This is a genomic window from Stutzerimonas sp. 21-1, from assembly GCF_056336065.1.
In genome coordinates this window covers 2,054,618-2,071,717 of sequence record NZ_CM150500.1, presented here as the reverse complement: position 1 = coordinate 2,071,717, position 17,100 = coordinate 2,054,618, and the positions used below count along the sequence as shown (strand labels likewise).

Here is a 17,100-nt window from a genome sequence, read left to right as displayed (position 1 = left end):
GCTTTTTAGCTATGTCCTGTGATTTCCTCGCTCTGGCGCAGCCAGGCGTGCAAAAGCTGTCTCCCTACGTGCCGGGTAAGCCGGTCGATGAACTGGCGCGCGAGTTGAATCTGGATCCGGCCGGTATCGTCAAGCTGGCGAGCAATGAGAACCCGCTCGGACCGAGCCCTCGTGTGCTGGAAGCCATTCGCAATGAACTGGCGGAGCTGACCCGTTATCCCGACGGCAACGGTTTCGTGCTCAAGCAGCGACTGGCCCAGCACTATGCGCTGCGGATCGACCAGATTACGCTGGGCAACGGCTCCAACGACATCCTTGAGCTGGTGGCGCGTGCCTATCTGGCGCCGGGTCTGAACGCGGTGTTCAGCGCGCATGCCTTCGCGGTCTATCCGATCGCGACTCAGGCGGTCGGTGCGCAGGGCAAAGTGGTACCGGCGCGCGATCACGGCCATGACCTGGATGCCATGCTGGCAGCGATCGACGAAAACACCCGCGTGGTATTTATCGCCAACCCGAACAATCCAACCGGCACCTGGTCCGACGCGGAGGCGCTCGAGCGGTTCCTCGCGCGCGTCCCGGACTCGGTGTTGGTGGTGCTGGACGAGGCCTATATCGAGTATGCCGAGGGCGGCGAGATGCCGGATGGCCTGGCGTTTCTCGCTGCGCATCCCAATCTGCTGGTATCACGGACCTTTTCCAAGGCCTATGGGCTGGCGGCGTTGCGCGTGGGCTATGCGGTCTCCTCGGCGCAAATCGCCGATGTGCTCAACCGCGTTCGCCAGCCGTTCAACGTCAACAGTCTGGCCCTGGCCGCCGCTTGCGCGGCACTGGACGATACGGAGTATCTGGCCGCCAGCCGCGCGGCTAACGCCGCCGGCATGCGCCAGCTGGAAGCGGCGTTCGCTGAGCTCGGCCTGCGCTGGATTCCCTCGAAAGGCAATTTCATTGCCGTCGACTTCGGACGCGACGCGGCGCCGATCAACCACGCACTCCTGCAGGAGGGGGTGATCGTGCGGCCGGTGGCCGGCTACGGCATGCCGACCTTTCTGCGCGTGTCGATCGGCACCGAGGCGGAGAACGCGCGCTTCATCGAGGTATTGCGCAAGGTGCTTGCCCAGTGAGCAAAGCCTGGGCACCCGTTGCGGGTGAACCCCTCGTCGGTCGGCTGGTGGTCATCGGCCTCGGCCTGATCGGTGGCTCCTTCGCCAAGGGACTGCGCGAGCTGAAACTGTGCCGCGAGGTCGTCGGTTTCGATCTGGACGCCCGCTCACGCGAGCTGGCGGTCGAGCTCGGTGTGGTCGATTCCTGTGCCGAAACGCTGGAGCAAGCCTGCGCCGGTGCCGATGTGATCCAGCTGGCCGTGCCGATCCTGACGATGGAAAAGCTGCTGGCGCAATTGGCTACGCTGGACTTGGGCGATGCGGTGCTCACCGATGTCGGCAGCGCCAAGGGCAACGTCGTGCGCTGCGCGCGCGAAGTGTTCGGTAGCATGCCCGGTCGTTTCGTCCCCGGGCACCCGATCGCCGGTTCGGAGCAGAGCGGAGTCACCGCCGCACAGGGTTCGTTGTTCCGCCGGCACAAGGTGATACTGACGCCGTTGGCCGACACCGATCCGACCGCCCTGGCACTGGTGCATCGGCTGTGGTCGGCGCTGGGCGCGGATGTCGAGCACATGGAGGTTCGTCACCACGATGAAGTGCTTGCCGCAACCAGCCATCTGCCGCATCTGCTGGCGTTCGGCCTGGTCGACTCGCTGGCCAAGCGCCACGAGAACCTCGAGATATTCCGTTATGCGGCCGGCGGTTTTCGGGATTTCACCCGCATCGCCGGCAGCGACCCGGTGATGTGGCACGACATCTTCCTCGCCAATCGTGAAGCGGTGCTGCATACCCTGGACGATTTTCGTAGCGACCTCGATGCTTTGCGCGCCGCGGTCGATGAAGGAGACGGGCACAAGCTGCTCGGCGTGTTCACTCGCGCCCGCGCCGCCCGGGAACATTTCAGCAAAATACTGGCTCGCAGAGCCTATGTGGACGTTATGCATTCCAATGATCTGATCTTCCTGGCCAATCCGGGCGGCAGCCTGGCGGGACGGCTGCGCGTACCGGGCGACAAGTCGATTTCCCATCGCTCCATCATGCTCGGCTCGCTGGCCGAGGGCACTACCGAGGTGGAGGGCTTTCTAGAAGGCGAGGACGCGTTGGCCACCATCCAGGCCTTTCGTGACATGGGCGTGGTTATCGAAGGGCCGCAGCAAGGTCGCGTGACCGTACACGGTGTCGGCCTGCATGGCCTGAAGGCCCCGCCGGGGCCGATCTACCTGGGTAATTCCGGCACATCCATGCGCTTGCTGGCCGGCCTGCTTGCCGCGCAGCCGTTCGATACCACGCTGACCGGCGATGCCTCGCTTTCCAAGCGCCCGATGAATCGCGTTGCCAAGCCGCTGCGCGAAATGGGTGCGGTGATCGAGACCGAGGCAGACGGGCGCCCTCCGCTGACCATCCGTGGCGGTCAGCGGCTGTCGGGAATGCACTACGAGATGCCGATGGCCAGCGCACAGGTTAAGTCCTGCCTGTTGCTGGCCGGTTTGTATGCGGCCGACCAGACGTCCGTCACCGAGCCGGCACCGACGCGTGATCACACCGAGCGCATGTTGCGTGGCTTCGGCTATCCGGTGGATGTGCAGGGCAGCACCGCGCGGGTCGAATCCGGACACAAACTGCGCGCGACTCACATCGAGGTGCCGGCAGATATTTCCTCGGCAGCATTCTTCATGGTGGCCGCGAGCATCGCGCCGGGTTCGGACGTGTTGCTCGAGCATGTCGGCATCAACCCGACGCGGACTGGCGTGATCGATATCCTCAAACTGATGGGTGCCGATATCACGCTGGAGAACCAGCGTGAGGTCGGCGGTGAGCCGGTCGCCGATATCCGCGTGCGAGCAGTCGAGCTCAAGGGTATCGATATTCCCGAGGAGCTGGTACCGCTGGCGATCGACGAGTTCCCGGTGCTGTTTGTAGCTGCGGCCTGCGCGCAAGGTCGTACCACGCTACGTGGTGCCGAGGAGCTGCGGGTCAAGGAATCTGACCGCATCCAGGTGATGGCCGACGGTTTGCAGACCCTGGGCGTACAGGCGCAGCCGACGCCCGACGGGATCGTCATCGAAGGCGGCCCGATGGGTGGTGGTGAAGTCTGGGCGCACGGCGACCATCGTATCGCCATGTCTTTCAGCGTGGCCGCGTTGCGGGCCAGCGCGCCGATTCGCATTCATGATTGTGCCAACGTCGCCACCTCATTCCCCAATTTCCTCGTCCTGGCCGAACGCGCCGGGATGCGCGTACACGCGGAGGGCGGATCATGATTGCTGCGGCTCCCGTCATCACCATCGATGGGCCGAGCGGCTCCGGCAAGGGCACGGTCGCGGCGTTGCTGGCCGGCAAGCTCGGCTGGAAGTTTCTCGACTCCGGTGCGCTGTATCGGCTGCTGGCGTTCGCCGCGCGTAACCACGGCGTCGATCTGACCAATGAGGAAGCGCTGAAGGTCCTGGCGGCGCACCTGGACGTGCAGTTCGATAGCGCACACGACGGACATGGCATGGTCATCATCCTCGAAGGCGAGGATGTCACCGAGTCCATTCGCAACGAACAGGTCGGCGCCGGCGCCTCAAAGGTCGCTGCGCTGCCGGCGGTCCGCGAAGCTCTGTTGCAGCGGCAGAAGGCATTTCGCGAAATACCCGGCCTGGTGGCCGATGGTCGGGATATGGGCACGGTGGTATTTCCCGACGCGCCACTCAAGATTTTCCTTACCGCAAGCGCCGAAGAGCGTGCACGCCGCCGGTACCTGCAGTTGAAGGCGCGTGGCGATGATGTTAACCTCGCGAGTCTTCTCGAGGAGATTCGGGCGCGCGACGAGCGCGATACCCAGCGTGTGGTGGCACCGCTGAAACCGGCAGTCGATGCTATTCAGCTGGATTCCACTACACTTTCCATCGAGCAGGTGCTGGAACAAATTATGGCCGAGGTCGCCAAGCGCGATCTGGCCTGATGAACGGAACGCCGAAAGGCGGCCAGACAGACCGGCGAGACGAGTGATCGCCGCACCGGCTGTTAACAAGGAGGCATGTGGGAGACCAGACCCAGTCCCACAGGCCTTTTTTTATATGAATGAACCCATATCGTCTGGGATGTGGAGATTGGGCGGATCCTCGCCCGAAAACAGCAGGAATCAACATGAGCGAAAGCTTCGCAGAACTTTTTGAAGAAAGCCTGAAATCCCTCGACATGCAGCCGGGTGCCATCATCACCGGTCTGGTGGTCGACATCGATGGTGACTGGGTCACTGTCCATGCCGGTCTGAAATCCGAGGGCGTCATCCCGGTCGAGCAGTTCTATAACGAACAGGGCGAGCTGACCATCAAGGTGGGTGACGAGGTCCACGTTGCTCTGGACGCGGTGGAAGATGGCTTTGGCGAAACCAAGCTGTCCCGTGAAAAGGCCAAGCGCGCGGAATCCTGGATTGTTCTGGAAGCGGCTTTCGCTGCAGAAGAAGTGGTCAAGGGCGTCATCAACGGCAAGGTCAAAGGTGGCTTCACCGTCGACGTCAACGGCATCCGTGCGTTCCTGCCGGGTTCGCTGGTCGATGTCCGTCCAGTGCGCGATACCGCTCACCTGGAAGGCAAAGAGCTGGAATTCAAGGTCATCAAGCTCGACCAGAAGCGCAACAACGTTGTTGTTTCCCGCCGCAGCGTCCTGGAAGCCGAGAACAGCGCCGAGCGCGAAGCTCTGCTGGAATCCCTGCAGGAAGGCCAGCAGGTCAAGGGTATCGTCAAGAACCTCACTGACTACGGCGCGTTCGTTGACTTGGGCGGCGTTGATGGTCTGCTGCACATCACCGACATGGCCTGGAAGCGCATCAAGCATCCGTCCGAGATCGTCAATGTTGGCGACGAGATCGACGTCAAGGTGCTGAAGTTCGACCGCGAGCGCAACCGCGTATCGCTGGGTCTGAAGCAGCTGGGCGAAGATCCATGGGTTGCCATCAAGGCCCGTTACCCGGAAAACACCCGCGTAATGGCTCGCGTCACCAACCTGACCGACTACGGCTGCTTCGCCGAGCTGGAAGAAGGCGTCGAGGGTCTGGTGCACGTGTCCGAAATGGACTGGACCAACAAGAACATCCATCCGTCGAAGGTCGTACAGGTCGGCGACGAAGTGGAAGTTATGGTTCTGGACATCGACGAAGAGCGTCGTCGTATCTCCCTGGGCATCAAGCAGTGCAAGTCCAACCCGTGGGAAGACTTCTCCAGCCAGTTCAACAAGGGCGACCGCATTTCCGGCACCATCAAGTCGATCACCGATTTCGGTATCTTCATCGGTCTGGACGGCGGCATCGACGGTCTGGTTCACCTGTCCGACATTTCCTGGAACGAAGCCGGTGAAGAAGCCGTGCGTCGCTTCAAGAAGGGCGACGAGCTGGATACCGTCATTCTGTCGGTCGATCCGGAGCGCGAGCGCATCTCCCTGGGCATCAAGCAGCTGGAAGACGATCCGTTCTCCAACTACGCCGCCGTCAACGACAAGGGCAGCATCGTTCGTGGCACTGTGAAAGAAGTTGACGCCAAAGGCGCCATCATCGATCTGGGCAACGACATCGAAGCGACCCTGAAAGCGTCCGAAATCAGCCGTGATCGCGTCGAAGACGCGCGCAACGTACTGAAGGAAGGCGACGAAGTCGAAGCCAAGATCATCAGCATCGACCGCAAGTCCCGCGTGATCAGCCTGTCCATCAAATCCAAAGACGTCGAAGACGAAAAGGATGCGATGAAAGAGCTGCGCACCAAGCAGGAAGTTGAAAGCACCGGCCCGACCACCATTGGTGATCTGATCCGTGCTCAGATGGAAAACCAGAACTAAGTTCAGGCTTTTCGTTGAAAAAGGGCGACTTCGGTCGCCCTTTTTTGTGGCTGTGATTTCGCCATCTAGTGACTGATGGGTCAGTGCGTCTTGTGTGCGCGAACTGCCAGCGCGTGATTGACCTGCAGCCAATTCTCCACGGCTTCCGCGCCGATTTCGCTGAACACCTTCTCCAGCAAGCGAACCTGTTCGCGCCGCAACTGCTGTTCCAGTTTTGCGCCCTCGTCGGTGAAGCGCAGCATGCGCTTGCGCTTGTCGTCCTCGGCAGTAAGGCTTTCCACCAGATGCATTTCGACCAGCTGACGCAAGGGCGTATTGAGCGCCTGCTTGCTCACGCCCAGATAGCCGAGTAGTTCCTTCACGCTGAGTCCTGGGTAGCTGCCGATGAAAAAGAGAATGCGATGGTGCACGCGTGAAAGACCGCGGCGAGCGAGGATCGCGTCAGGTTTGGCGGTGAAGGCCTGGTAACCAAGAAAGAAGGTTTCCATGATTCGTCGCTGGGTGTTGCTTTTTTTTAGGTCAGTCATATTGACGTATTTATTCTGACGAGAGTAGTTTTGGTCAAGAAGTTTGACTCATTTTGCTTGCCTTCGCATCCGGTGCCCCAATGGCCTTCTCCGAACGTATCGACCGCCTGAAAAGCTCTCTCATCCGCGAAATTCTTGCTGCTGCGCAACGACCGGAAGTCATGTCGTTCGCCGGCGGTCTGCCGGCCGAACCAATGTTGCCGGAAGTCGACTGGGCGCAGATGCCGACCAGCATGGGGCAGTACGGCATGAGCGAAGGCGAGCCCATGCTGCGCGAGCTGATCGCGGCACAGGCGCGTGAGCTGGGCATTCAATGCGAAGCGAGCCAGGTGTTGATCGTCAGCGGTTCCCAGCAGACCCTGGACCTGGCATCGAAACTGTTCATCGATCCCGGCACCGAGGTGCTGGTCGAAGCGCCGACCTACCTTGCCGCGCTGCAGGCTTTCCAGCTGTTCGGCGCCCACTGTCTGGAAGTGCCGCAGGAGGCCGATGGACCTGAGTTGAGCGCCTTGCGACAGCGGTTGGAGCAGCACAAGCCGGCTTTCGCTTACCTGATTCCGACCTTTCAGAACCCATCCGCGGTGCGTTATAGCGAGGCCAAGCGGGAGGCCGTGGCTGCGCTGCTCGACGAGTTTGGTGTGACGCTGATCGAAGATGAGCCATATCGCGAGCTGGTGTTCGACCAGGGTAGCGCCACCCCGATCGTCAGCCGTTTGCGCAGTGCCAGCTGGATCTATACGGGCACAGTGTCGAAGACGCTGCTGCCAGGCTTGCGCGTTGGTTATCTGATAGCCAGTTCGGACCTGTTTCCCTATCTGTTGCGATTGAAGCAGTCGGCGGACCTGCACACCAATCGCATTGGCCAGTGGCAGGCTTTGCAGTGGCTGGGGAGCCAGCGCTACAACGAACACCTGGCGGAGCTGCGCGACTTCTACCGTCTGCGCCGAGATGCCATGCAGGCCGCGCTTGTCGAACACTTCTCCGACCTCGCGACTTGGGAAACGCCGCAGGGTGGTCTGTTCTTCTGGCTAGTTCTCAGGCAACCACTGGACACCCGCACGTTGCTTAAGCCCGCGCTGGAGCAAGATGTGGTTTTCATGCCGGGCGAACCGTTCTTCAGTGAGCCGGATCGGCACCCGGGTTATCTGCGGCTGAATTTCAGTCATGTTGCGCCGGAGCGGCTCGGAGAAGGTCTGCGCCGCCTGGCCGGGGTAATACGCGATGCGTTGGCTGCCGAGGCGGCTTGAAAGGTCGCCGTGGTGACTTTAGGGGATGCGAGCATGTACAAGGTTTATGGCGATTACCGTTCCGGCAACTGCTACAAGATCAAGCTGATGCTGCATCTGCTCGATCAGCCGTACGAGTGGGTGCCGGTCAACATCCTGCGCGGGGAGACGCGCTCTGAAGAGTTTCTGAAGAAGAATCCTAACGGCAAGATTCCCGTGCTCGAGCTGGAAGACGGCTCATGCCTGTGGGAGTCCAATGCGATCCTCAATTATCTGGCGGAAGGCAGTGAATTTCTGCCCAGCGATCCGCGGCTGCGCACTCAGGTGTTGCAGTGGCAGTTCTTCGAGCAATACAGCCATGAGCCCTTCCTCGCTGTGGCCCGTTACATCAAGGTGTATCTCGGCATGCCGGAGGAGCGCCGCGAAGAGTACGAGGCCAAGCAGCTGGACGGCTATCACGCGCTCAATGTGATGGAGCAGCAACTGCTGCGTACCCCGTACCTGGTCGGCGATCGTTATTCGATTGCGGATGTCGCGCTCTATGCCTACACACACGTGGCGGAGGAGGGAGGCTTCGATCTTGCAGGCTATCCGGCGATTCGTGCCTGGCTGCAGCGTGTTGCCAGCCATCCCCGGCACGTGGGTATGTTCGACTGATCGATACCTGAGCCGAATTGGATGGGTGGTGAGCAGGCAGCCCTGAGCAGGCTGCCGATGCTCGGCTGAAGCAGGGACTTACTTGACCAGGCCGAGGAACTCGGCGCGGGTTGCAGCGTTGTTGCGGAACTGCCCGAGCATCACCGAAGTGACCATCGACGAATTCTGCTTCTCCACGCCGCGCATCATCATGCACATGTGCTGCGCCTCAATGACCACCGCTACGCCCGCGGCATTGGTGACCTGCTGCACGGCTTCGGCGATTTGACGGGTCAGGTTTTCCTGAATCTGCAGGCGTCGCGCGTACATGTCGACGATCCGAGCTACCTTCGAAAGCCCCAGCACCTTGCCGTTAGGCAGGTAGGCGACGTGAGCCTTGCCGATGAAGGGCAGCATGTGGTGCTCGCATAGCGAATACAGTTCGATGTTCTTCACCAGCACCATTTCGCTGTTGTCGGAGCTGAACAGCGCGTCGTTGGTGACTTCCTCGAGGGTTTGCTGGTAGCCCTTGCACAGATACTGCATGGCTTTGGCGGCACGCTTGGGCGTGTCGAGCAAGCCTTCGCGGGTAACGTCCTCGCCAAGTTGGGCGAGAATCTCGGTGTACTGTTGTTCCAGGGACATTGAACTACCTGTCAGCTGCATGGGAGCGCAAACGCGAAAGGGTAGGCGGCAGTCGTTCGGCTGGCAAGTGCCAAGCAGGTTACGAATCGGCCATTACCCTGTGGCAATGGCGCTATTCGTCCCGGCCTTCGAGCATCGTGCGCTTGAGCATGACGTAGACCGCGCCGGCACCACCGTGGCGAGGCGTGCAGGAAGCGAAGCCGAGCACCTGGGGATGCTGGCGTAACCAGGTGTTGACGTGGCTCTTGATCAGCGGGCGCTTGCCATCAAGACGCGCCGCCTTGCCGTGAGTGACGCGAACACAGCGGATTTCGTATTTGCTGGCTTCGGCGATGAAATCCCAGAGCTGCTCGCGGGCACGTTCAACTGAAAGACCATGCAGATCGAGGCTGCCCTCGAACGGAATCTGTCCCGCCTTCAGTTTGCGCATCTGCGCATCCTGCACGCCCGGGCGCGCCCAGTAGAGTTCGTCCTCGGCGCCTACGTCGATGACGAACTGATCGGACAGGCCGTCGATGCGGACTTGTTCGACGCTGACCTGTGCGTTGGCACGGCGTTTGGCGATCTGCTCGCGATTGTCGCGTGGCTTGCCGGTTTCGGCGCGCGCATGGGTGATCGGTTTGACGCCCTTCACGGCGGACTTGAACAGGGAAAAATCGTCGTCTTCTTGCATGGGACCTCCGGCAGCGCGTCAGTTTATCCCAGGTTGCGGGCCAAGGGGTCGGCCTGGCCTGGAACGGGCCGCCTCGAGGTTAGTCGCGTCTTTTCATCAGGCCGGGAGAAAGGCTCAGCTCGCTTGAGCGACGGAGCCGGCGCCGGCACCAGCGCCAGAGAAGCATGGCAATTGCGATCAACACCAGGCCAAGCACCAGCGCCGTCAGCGCGGCGTCTCTGGCTGCCAGGGCGCCGAGCGAGCCGCCATAGCCAGCCAGAGATGCCCCACCGGCGACAAGCAGCAGCACACCGACAACGGCGAGCAGTGCAGCAATCGCGACGATCAGGCGTCGGCCCCAGCTCTTTCGTTCGGACGGGCGCAGGCGGCGGGCATCGAATCCATCGGAAAGCTTCATTGCGGTTACCTCTCGATGAACAGGCTATGACCGGCATGCAACCGGTCAGGTTCATTCGCCAGGGCGGTACCGCCGGTCGCGGCGTTCAGCGGGCCAAGGCCTCGACGTTCGGTACGCAAACCGCGAAATTGTCGGCCAGGATGGTCATTTCCATCCGATGGACCTGATCGGCATCCACGCTGCCTTCACCCATCGGCAGATTGCGCGTCGCGCATGCGCTATCGACCAACGTGCAGCGATAGCCGTAATCCTTGGCGGCCCGCACCGTAGTGCTGATGCTGGAATGGGTCATGAAACCGCATACGATCAGGTCCAGACGGCCATGCTTCTGCAGCAGGTCATGCAGGTCGGTGCCGGCGAACGCATTGGGCAGACGCTTCGCAACTACTGCTTCGCCTGGCAGTGGTGCGGCTTCCGGCATGATCTGACCGCGAAAACCCTGCGGATCGAACAGGCCGCCAGTAATTCCCAGATGATGAACGTGTACCACCGGAGCACCGGCTTCGCGGGCGGCTGCCAGCAGGCGGGTGATTTCCGGCAGCGCGGTGGGCAGCGCCGGCAAAGCCAGCACGCCAGTGCGATATTCCTCTTGAGCGTCAATGACCAGCAGGGTGGCGTTCGCCAATGTTGCAGGTGCGTAGCTGCGGCCACTGAGTTGAAGCATGGTCTGTGGCGTGGTCATTATCGACTCCTATTGAATGGGGGGCTGATTGTGGCGCCAGAATGCGGCGATGTGAACCATCTTGACCGCACACGGGTCAGGATAGGGCCGCCCGGCGCTGATCAGGCATGGCTTGCCGGAGGCGGGCAGGGTACTGCGCGGCGGCGCGATAGTGGTGCTATCAAAGTGCGTATTTACAAAGCCGCGCGCGTCGGTCGGCACTCCCTTGGGTAGGGTATCGAGCACGCGCTCGCAGCCGCTCCCGGGGCCCTGTTAAACTCCGCGCCCTTTTACCGGAGATGTCGTCATGAGCGCTTCGCCCTCACGTCTGCGCACCCTGCGCGACTACGTTCGCTGGGCCGTCAGCCAGTTTCACCGCGCGCAGCTGTTCTTCGGTCATGGCACCGACAACGCCTGGGATGAGGCACGCCAATTGGTGCTCGGCGCGCTGCATCTGCCGTGGGCCATGTCCGATGCCTATCTGGATTGCCGCCTGGAAGACGACGAATGCGCGCACCTGGCGGCGCTGCTGCGCAGGCGCATCGAGGAGCGCGTGCCGGCGGCGTATCTGCTCGGCGAGGCCTGGTTCTGCGGCTTGCCGTTCATCGTCGATGAGCGTGTGCTGATTCCGCGCTCGCCCATCGCCGAACTGATCGAGCAGCGCTTCCGTCCCTGGCTCGCGCACGAACCCGCGCGGATTCTCGACCTGTGTACCGGTTCAGGCTGCATCGGCATCGCCTGTGCCTACGAGTTTCCTGACGCCGAGGTCGTGCTGGCCGATCTCTCTTTCGATGCGCTGGAAGTGGCCAACCAGAACATCGAGCAGCACGAACTGGAAGAGCGGGTCTATACGGTGCAGAGCGACGGCTTCGATGGCCTGCCGGGACAGCGTTTCGATCTGATCGTGTCCAATCCGCCATATGTCGATGCGGAGGACTTCGCCGACATGCCGGCCGAATACCATCACGAGCCCGCGCTGGGGCTGGCCTGCGGGGACGACGGCCTGAACCTGGTGCGTCGTATGCTGGCTGAAGCAGCCGATCACCTGAGCGAGCACGGCACGCTGATCGTTGAAGTGGGCAACAGTCAGGTGCATGTCGCCGAACTGTATCCGGAAGTGGATTTTACTTGGCTGGAGTTCGCCAAGGGCGGGCATGGCGTGTTCCTGCTGGCCGCCCGGCAATGCCGGGAGCATCAGGCGTTGTTCCGCGAGCGCCTGACGCAGCGCTGATCAGCGCGTCGCCATCCAGATCAGCAGGCCGGCCTGGAACAACGCGAAGACGATCAGGCAGACGATGGTGAAGCGCAACGCGCCGTCTTCGCGACGCAAACGGCTCATGCGTTCCTGCATCTGGCGAATGTGCGTGTCCTGCTCTTGCAGATTGCGATCGGCCTGTTCGAGCATCGCAGCTGCGTCGAGCAGCTCGATGATCTGCACCTTTTCGGCATTCCAGTCGCCACGTAGTGCACTCACGCGTGGTGCACCGTAGGTGGCTTTCGGCGATGTCTGCGGGTAGTCGACGTCGAAGCCTTGGGTACGCAGGCAGTGATCGCGACGCAGCCGTGAGTCCTCGCTGGCCGAGTCGTTCGCCAGCGAACCGCCTTCGACGAGGTAGTGCGACCAGCGCTTCTGGGCCCAGGCGATGCCTTGGGCGAGTAGAAAACGGCCCAACCCTCGGTTGACGGGTTCGAGATTCAGTCCGGTGTCCGGGCCGAAGCGTAGCTCCTTGCTGCGATGGTCCGCCCAGATTTCCAGCACGTTGCGCTTTCGCGAGAGGACCTGCCCCGGCAGATTGATGTGCAGGCGCAGCAGGCTCTGGTCCGCGCTGTGTCGCTCCACTCGTGCCAGCTCCACGAAACGCAGCGGCCGCGGCCCGCCATCGCGCTCGGTCGGCAGCGGCGCCAGACGTAGTAGGTGGAATCGTTCGGGCACCAGATCGGCCCACGGATGCTGTGGCGGCGGCGTGGTGTCGGGGGCGTTGGTATCAGTCATCGGCGCGTTCCTTGGCTGCGCTGACTCGCAAGCGGTTTGCGGTTGAGTCGCCGACTTATCGGCCGGTAGCGCTCGGACTGGATACTGGCAGGATGCCATTTCGCTCCAGAAAACGCGTGATGCCCTGCAATAGCGCATCGGCGATAGGCAGTTGCGGCGCATCGTAAGAGGCCAGTTGCTGGTGCCCGGTCGCCGGGACGATACGCAACACGTGGTTCATGCTCTCGATCAGCGCGAGCTCGGCATCCGGCTTGGCGCGCTTGAGCGCCTGCGCGTCACGTGCGCCCACCTGGATGTCGTGTGTGCCCTGGACGATCAGCGTCGGCACCTCGACGGCGGCGATAGCGGCGGCCGGGTCTTGGGCAAACAGCGAAATCAGATAGGGTTGCACGCTGGGCCGGAACAGCACCTGCAGCGGTTCCGGGATATCGGCATGGCTGCGGCCGGCCTCCAGTTCATCGATGAGGAAATGGCTGGTGGCCAGCAACGCCGGCGGCAGGCGCCCCTGCAGCTGTTCGCGCAGCACGTCGCCGATGGGGCGGCCACTGCCGGCAATGCTGATCAATGCCGCGGCGTCTGACTGCGGCGCCGCGAGGCTGGCGATCAGAGCACCTTCGCTGTGGCCGATGAGGATCAGCTTGCCCAGACGCGGATCCTCGCGCAGGCGAGCGCTCCAGGCCAGCACGTCGCGGACGTAGGCATCTACGCTGAGGTCGCGTTCCTGCGGGGCTGCCGACAGGCTGGCGCCGACGCCGCGCTTGTCATAGCGCAGGCTCGCCACGCCCTGTTTGGCCAGGCCTTGCGCCAGCCGCTTGAGGCTGTCGTTACGACCGGCGGGGTTGTTACCGTCACGGTCGGTCGGCCCGGAGCCGGCGATCAGCAGCACCACCGGCACCGGTTGCGTGCTTTTCGGCAACACCAGACTGCCTTGCAACACACCGTGGCCGGTATCCAGCCTCAGGGTCTGGTTGAGCAGCGTACGTGCCTGGACGAGCGGGGTGGTCAGGGTCATCAGCAATACGATCAGCAGGATGCGCATGGAAAGGGCTTCGCCGGAAACGGAGGCGGTTCGATGCGGCCGCGGCCGCAAGGTTCACCGTTGCGCCAGTATGCGCGCCCGTCGGGGGCGGTGAAACCGCGCCCGGCTCAGGTATACTCCGGCGCCTGTTTTCAAGGTCGAATCGCGGAGCGTCCTGCATGTCCGGCAATACCTACGGCAAGCTGTTCACCGTCACCACCGCTGGCGAAAGCCACGGCCCTGCGCTGGTGGCCATCGTCGACGGCTGCCCGCCGGGGCTGGACCTGTCGCTGGAAGACTTGCAGCGCGATCTCGACCGCCGCAAGCCCGGCACCAGCCGGCACACCACCCAGCGGCAGGAAGCCGATGAGGTGGAAATTCTCTCCGGCGTGTTCGAGGGCAAGACCACCGGTTGCCCGATCGGCTTGCTGATTCGCAACACCGACCAGAAGTCCAAGGACTACTCGGCGATCAAGGACCTGTTCCGCCCGGCTCACGCCGACTATAGCTACCACCATAAATACGGCCTGCGCGACTACCGTGGCGGCGGCCGCAGTTCGGCGCGCGAGACGGCCATGCGCGTCGCTGCCGGCGCCATCGCCAAGAAGGTCCTAGCAGGCATGGGCATCAGCGTACGCGGCTACATGAGCCAGCTCGGCCCGATCGAGATTCCGTTCAAGACCTGGGATTCGGTGGAAGAGAATGCCTTTTTCAGCCCCGACCCGGACAAGGTGCCGGAGCTGGAGGCCTACATGGACCAGCTGCGTCGCGACCAAGATTCGGTCGGCGCGAAGATCACCGTAGTCGCCGAAGGTGTGCCGCCGGGTCTCGGCGAGCCGATCTTCGATCGCCTGGATGCCGAACTGGCCCACGCGCTGATGAGCATCAATGCGGTGAAGGGCGTGGAGATCGGTGCGGGCTTCGCCTGTATCGCCCAGCGCGGCACCGAACACCGCGATGAGCTGACCCCGCAAGGCTTCCTGTCCAACCATGCCGGCGGCATCCTCGGCGGCATCTCCAGCGGCCAGCCGATCGTCGCGCATCTGGCGCTCAAGCCGACGTCCAGCATCACCACACCCGGCCGCTCGATCGATACCGACGGCAACCCGGTCGAGGTGATCACCAAAGGCCGTCACGATCCCTGCGTGGGCATCCGCGCCACGCCGATTGCCGAGGCGATGATGGCCATCGTGCTGCTGGATCACCTGCTGCGTCATCGCGCGCAGAATGCCGACGTGCGGGTGGCCACGCCGGTGCTGGGGCAGCTCTAAGCGCCAGGCTCCGAGCTGCGGCTGACGGTCTGCAGCTCGAATCACCCGTCGCTTGAGGCTCGCAGCTCATGGCTAGGCTTCCGTACTGGCACCTCTCCGGTTTTTATCTGTTCTATTTCGCGCTGCTGGGCGCAACGGCGCCGTTTCTCGGCCTGTATTTCGAGTATCTGGGCTTTTCGCCAGCCCGTATTGGCGAGCTGGTGGCAATCCCCATGCTGATGCGCTGCATCGCGCCCAATCTGTGGGGGTGGCTGGGCGACGTCACCGGCGAGCGCCTGCGCATCGTGCGTCTCGGTGCGCTGTGCACGCTACTGTCGTTCGGCTTGATTCTGGTCGACAAGAGCTACGCCTGGCTGGCGCTGGTGATGGCCTTGCATGCGTTTTTCTGGCATGCGGTGCTGCCGCAGTTTGAAGTCATCACGCTGGCGCACCTGCACGGACAGGCCGCGCGCTACAGTCAGATCCGCCTGTGGGGCAGCATCGGTTTCATCCTGGCGGTGGTCGGTCTGGGCCTGGCGTTCGAGCGGCTGGGGCTGGATGTCTATCCGGCGGTGGTGCTGCTGATCATGGCCGGCATCGTCATGAGCAGCCTCTGGGTGCCCAATGCCGAGCCCGCGCAGCAAGCGGAAGTGGCCGGGCAGGGCGGCTTCCTGCGCCAGCTGTGGCGCCCCGGCGTGCTGGCGTTCTACCTCTGCGTAGGGCTGATGCAGCTCTCGCACGGGCCGTACTACACCTTCCTCAGCATCCACCTGGAGGCGCTCGGTTACACGCGCACCACCATTGGCCTGCTCTGGGCGCTGGGTGTGGTAGCGGAAATCCTGCTGTTCTTGGTCATGGTGCGACTGCTCGAGCGCTTCAGTCTGCGCCAGGTATTGGCAGCGAGCTTTCTGCTGGCGGCGCTGCGCTGGCTGCTGCTGGGCAACCTGGCCGATCATCTGCTGGTGTTGCTAATCGCCCAGGTGATGCACGCCGCCACCTTCGGCAGCTTCCATGCCGCGGCGATCCATTTCGTCCAGCGCAGTTTCGGCCATCGCCAGCAGGGCCAGGGACAGGCGTTGTACGCCACCCTGGCCGGTGTTGGCGGCGCGCTTGGTGCTCTGTATTCCGGCTACGCCTGGAGCAGCCTCGGTCCGGCGTGGACCTTCACCATCGCCAGCCTGGCGGCGCTGGCGGCAGCCGTTATCATTGCCGCACGCATGCGGGACCAGCCAACGTAAAAACTGGCGAGTCCGCTCGCATCCCCACACCAGTCTCCGGAGAGTCGTACATGAGCGTCCTCAGCGTCTATCACCAGAATCGCCCCGAACAACCGCTCAAGGTGCTGACCCACCACGACGATATCGCCGCGACCCTGGCCGAGGCCGAAGTGCGCCTCGAGCGTCTGGATGCGCGCGCGGCGCTCGCCGCAGATGCCAGCCCGGAAGAGGTGCTCGCGGCCTACCGTCCGCAGATCGACCGCCTGCAGGCCGAGCGTGATTTCGCCAGCGCCGACGTGCTGCGCGTGACCGGCAATGATCGCCAGCAGAATGAGCTGCGTGCGCGCTTTCTCGAAGAGCACCGTCATGCCGAGGACGAGGTGCGCTTCATCGTCGCTGGCCGCGGGCTGTTTTCGTTGCGTTTCGGCGAGCTGGTTTACGCCGTGCTTTGCGAGAAGGGCGACCTGCTGACGGTGCCCGCCGGCATTCGCCACTGGCTCGACATGGGCGAAAACCCGCATCTGGTCGCCATCCGCCTGTTCCGCAACAGCGAAGGCTGGAGCGCCGAGTTCACCGGTGACGACATCGCCAGCCGTTTTCCGCGGCTGGAAGACTGAGCGCCACCGGAAAAGCGCAGAGCGGGCACGGAGGGCCACGTCGCCTATCCGCCCTGCATCTGAACCCTCGAACCCATCCGGCATCCTAATTACACAGTCACCGTAATCAGGAGCCATCCCATGAGCGACGCTTTCGGCGGCCTATTTGGCCTGATCATCCTGGCGCTGGATATCTGGGCGATCATCAGCGTGGTCCGTAGCGACGCCAGCAGCGGCAAGAAGGTGATGTGGGTGCTTCTGATCGTCATCCTGCCGGTGCTTGGCCTGATCCTCTGGGGGCTGATGGGGCCGCGCGGCAACCGCCCGGACCAGCGCGCACTCTGAGGTC

The 17,100-nt window shown here is 62.8% G+C and carries 18 protein-coding genes; 11 read left to right on the top strand and 7 right to left on the bottom strand.

Annotation, left to right across the window (positions count from 1 at the left end; all coding sequences use genetic code 11):
• Positions 1–11: 11 nt before the first annotated feature.
• The 4 genes from hisC to rpsA all read left to right on the top strand — a co-directional run bounded on the left by hisC (position 12) and on the right by rpsA (position 5,912).
• Positions 12–1,121, top strand: a complete 1,110-nt coding sequence (gene hisC / locus AC0ZJQ_RS10095; protein ID WP_237263563.1) for a histidinol-phosphate transaminase — start codon at positions 12–14, stop codon at positions 1,119–1,121.
• Positions 1,118–3,361, top strand: coding sequence for a bifunctional prephenate dehydrogenase/3-phosphoshikimate 1-carboxyvinyltransferase (locus AC0ZJQ_RS10090; protein WP_476476589.1), 2,244 nt, complete (start codon positions 1,118–1,120; stop codon positions 3,359–3,361). Before hisC ends, AC0ZJQ_RS10090 begins: the two co-directional genes overlap by 4 nt.
• Positions 3,358–4,044 carry a (d)CMP kinase gene (gene cmk, locus AC0ZJQ_RS10085; protein WP_476476588.1) on the top strand — a complete coding sequence of 229 codons (687 nt, stop codon included), beginning with the start codon at positions 3,358–3,360 and terminating at the stop codon, positions 4,042–4,044. Before AC0ZJQ_RS10090 ends, cmk begins: the two co-directional genes overlap by 4 nt.
• A 185-nt stretch (positions 4,045–4,229) precedes the next feature.
• The gene (rpsA, locus tag AC0ZJQ_RS10080; RefSeq protein WP_003289660.1) at positions 4,230–5,912 is read left to right on the top strand and encodes a 30S ribosomal protein S1; all 1,683 of its coding nucleotides are present in this window, start codon (positions 4,230–4,232) and stop codon (positions 5,910–5,912) included.
• 80 nt (positions 5,913–5,992) lie between these two features.
• On the opposite strand, the gene AC0ZJQ_RS10075 is transcribed toward rpsA, so the two are convergent.
• Entirely contained in the window at positions 5,993–6,439 is a 447-nt protein-coding gene (locus AC0ZJQ_RS10075; RefSeq protein ID WP_155551856.1) for a MarR family winged helix-turn-helix transcriptional regulator, read from the bottom strand.
• An 80-nt stretch (positions 6,440–6,519) separates the two neighbouring features.
• Here AC0ZJQ_RS10075 and AC0ZJQ_RS10070 point away from each other — a divergent pair, with 80 nt between their 5' ends.
• Together AC0ZJQ_RS10070 and AC0ZJQ_RS10065 are read left to right on the top strand one after the other, a co-directional pair.
• Positions 6,520–7,686: an aminotransferase-like domain-containing protein gene (locus AC0ZJQ_RS10070; RefSeq protein WP_237263567.1), complete on the top strand. Its 1,167-nt coding sequence runs from the start codon at positions 6,520–6,522 to the stop codon at positions 7,684–7,686.
• A gap of 33 nt (positions 7,687–7,719) precedes the next feature.
• Positions 7,720–8,322, top strand: a complete 603-nt coding sequence (locus AC0ZJQ_RS10065) for a glutathione S-transferase family protein (RefSeq protein ID WP_213663287.1) — start codon at positions 7,720–7,722, stop codon at positions 8,320–8,322.
• A gap of 78 nt (positions 8,323–8,400) precedes the next feature.
• On the opposite strand, the gene folE is transcribed toward AC0ZJQ_RS10065, so the two are convergent.
• The 4 genes from folE to AC0ZJQ_RS10045 all read right to left on the bottom strand — a co-directional run bounded on the left by folE (position 8,401) and on the right by AC0ZJQ_RS10045 (position 10,698).
• On the bottom strand, positions 8,401–8,946 hold the full coding sequence (gene folE / locus AC0ZJQ_RS10060; protein WP_008567122.1) for a GTP cyclohydrolase I FolE: 546 nt from the start codon (positions 8,944–8,946) through the stop codon (positions 8,401–8,403).
• A 112-nt stretch (positions 8,947–9,058) separates the two neighbouring features.
• Positions 9,059–9,619: a Smr/MutS family protein gene (locus AC0ZJQ_RS10055; protein ID WP_102828501.1), complete on the bottom strand. Its 561-nt coding sequence runs from the start codon at positions 9,617–9,619 to the stop codon at positions 9,059–9,061.
• Between the two features lie 79 nt (positions 9,620–9,698).
• Positions 9,699–10,016 carry a hypothetical protein gene (locus AC0ZJQ_RS10050; RefSeq protein ID WP_155551859.1) on the bottom strand — a complete coding sequence of 106 codons (318 nt, stop codon included), beginning with the start codon at positions 10,014–10,016 and terminating at the stop codon, positions 9,699–9,701.
• Between the two features lie 85 nt (positions 10,017–10,101).
• A complete protein-coding gene (locus AC0ZJQ_RS10045; protein ID WP_008567125.1) occupies positions 10,102–10,698 on the bottom strand; it encodes a cysteine hydrolase family protein in 597 nt (198 codons plus the stop codon).
• Between the two features lie 286 nt (positions 10,699–10,984).
• Here AC0ZJQ_RS10045 and prmB point away from each other — a divergent pair, with 286 nt between their 5' ends.
• A complete protein-coding gene (gene prmB, locus AC0ZJQ_RS10040) occupies positions 10,985–11,908 on the top strand; it encodes a 50S ribosomal protein L3 N(5)-glutamine methyltransferase (RefSeq protein ID WP_476476587.1) in 924 nt (307 codons plus the stop codon).
• On the opposite strand, the gene AC0ZJQ_RS10035 is transcribed toward prmB, so the two are convergent.
• Both AC0ZJQ_RS10035 and AC0ZJQ_RS10030 read right to left on the bottom strand, forming a co-directional pair.
• On the bottom strand, positions 11,909–12,670 hold the full coding sequence (locus tag AC0ZJQ_RS10035; protein ID WP_476476586.1) for a hypothetical protein: 762 nt from the start codon (positions 12,668–12,670) through the stop codon (positions 11,909–11,911).
• A 55-nt stretch (positions 12,671–12,725) separates the two neighbouring features.
• Entirely contained in the window at positions 12,726–13,709 is a 984-nt protein-coding gene (locus AC0ZJQ_RS10030) for an alpha/beta hydrolase (RefSeq protein ID WP_476476585.1), read from the bottom strand.
• 158 nt (positions 13,710–13,867) lie between these two features.
• On the opposite strand from AC0ZJQ_RS10030, the gene aroC reads away from it, so the two are divergent.
• From aroC to AC0ZJQ_RS10010, 4 genes are all read left to right on the top strand, one after another.
• On the top strand, positions 13,868–14,959 hold the full coding sequence (gene aroC / locus AC0ZJQ_RS10025) for a chorismate synthase (RefSeq protein WP_314020227.1): 1,092 nt from the start codon (positions 13,868–13,870) through the stop codon (positions 14,957–14,959).
• Positions 14,960–15,027: 68 nt separating this feature from the next.
• Positions 15,028–16,176, top strand: coding sequence for an MFS transporter (locus tag AC0ZJQ_RS10020; RefSeq protein WP_476476584.1), 1,149 nt, complete (start codon positions 15,028–15,030; stop codon positions 16,174–16,176).
• 50 nt (positions 16,177–16,226) lie between these two features.
• Positions 16,227–16,772: a 1,2-dihydroxy-3-keto-5-methylthiopentene dioxygenase gene (locus AC0ZJQ_RS10015; protein ID WP_237263574.1), complete on the top strand. Its 546-nt coding sequence runs from the start codon at positions 16,227–16,229 to the stop codon at positions 16,770–16,772.
• A gap of 120 nt (positions 16,773–16,892) precedes the next feature.
• On the top strand, positions 16,893–17,096 hold the full coding sequence (locus AC0ZJQ_RS10010; protein ID WP_165594421.1) for a PLD nuclease N-terminal domain-containing protein: 204 nt from the start codon (positions 16,893–16,895) through the stop codon (positions 17,094–17,096).
• Positions 17,097–17,100: the final 4 nt, after the last annotated feature.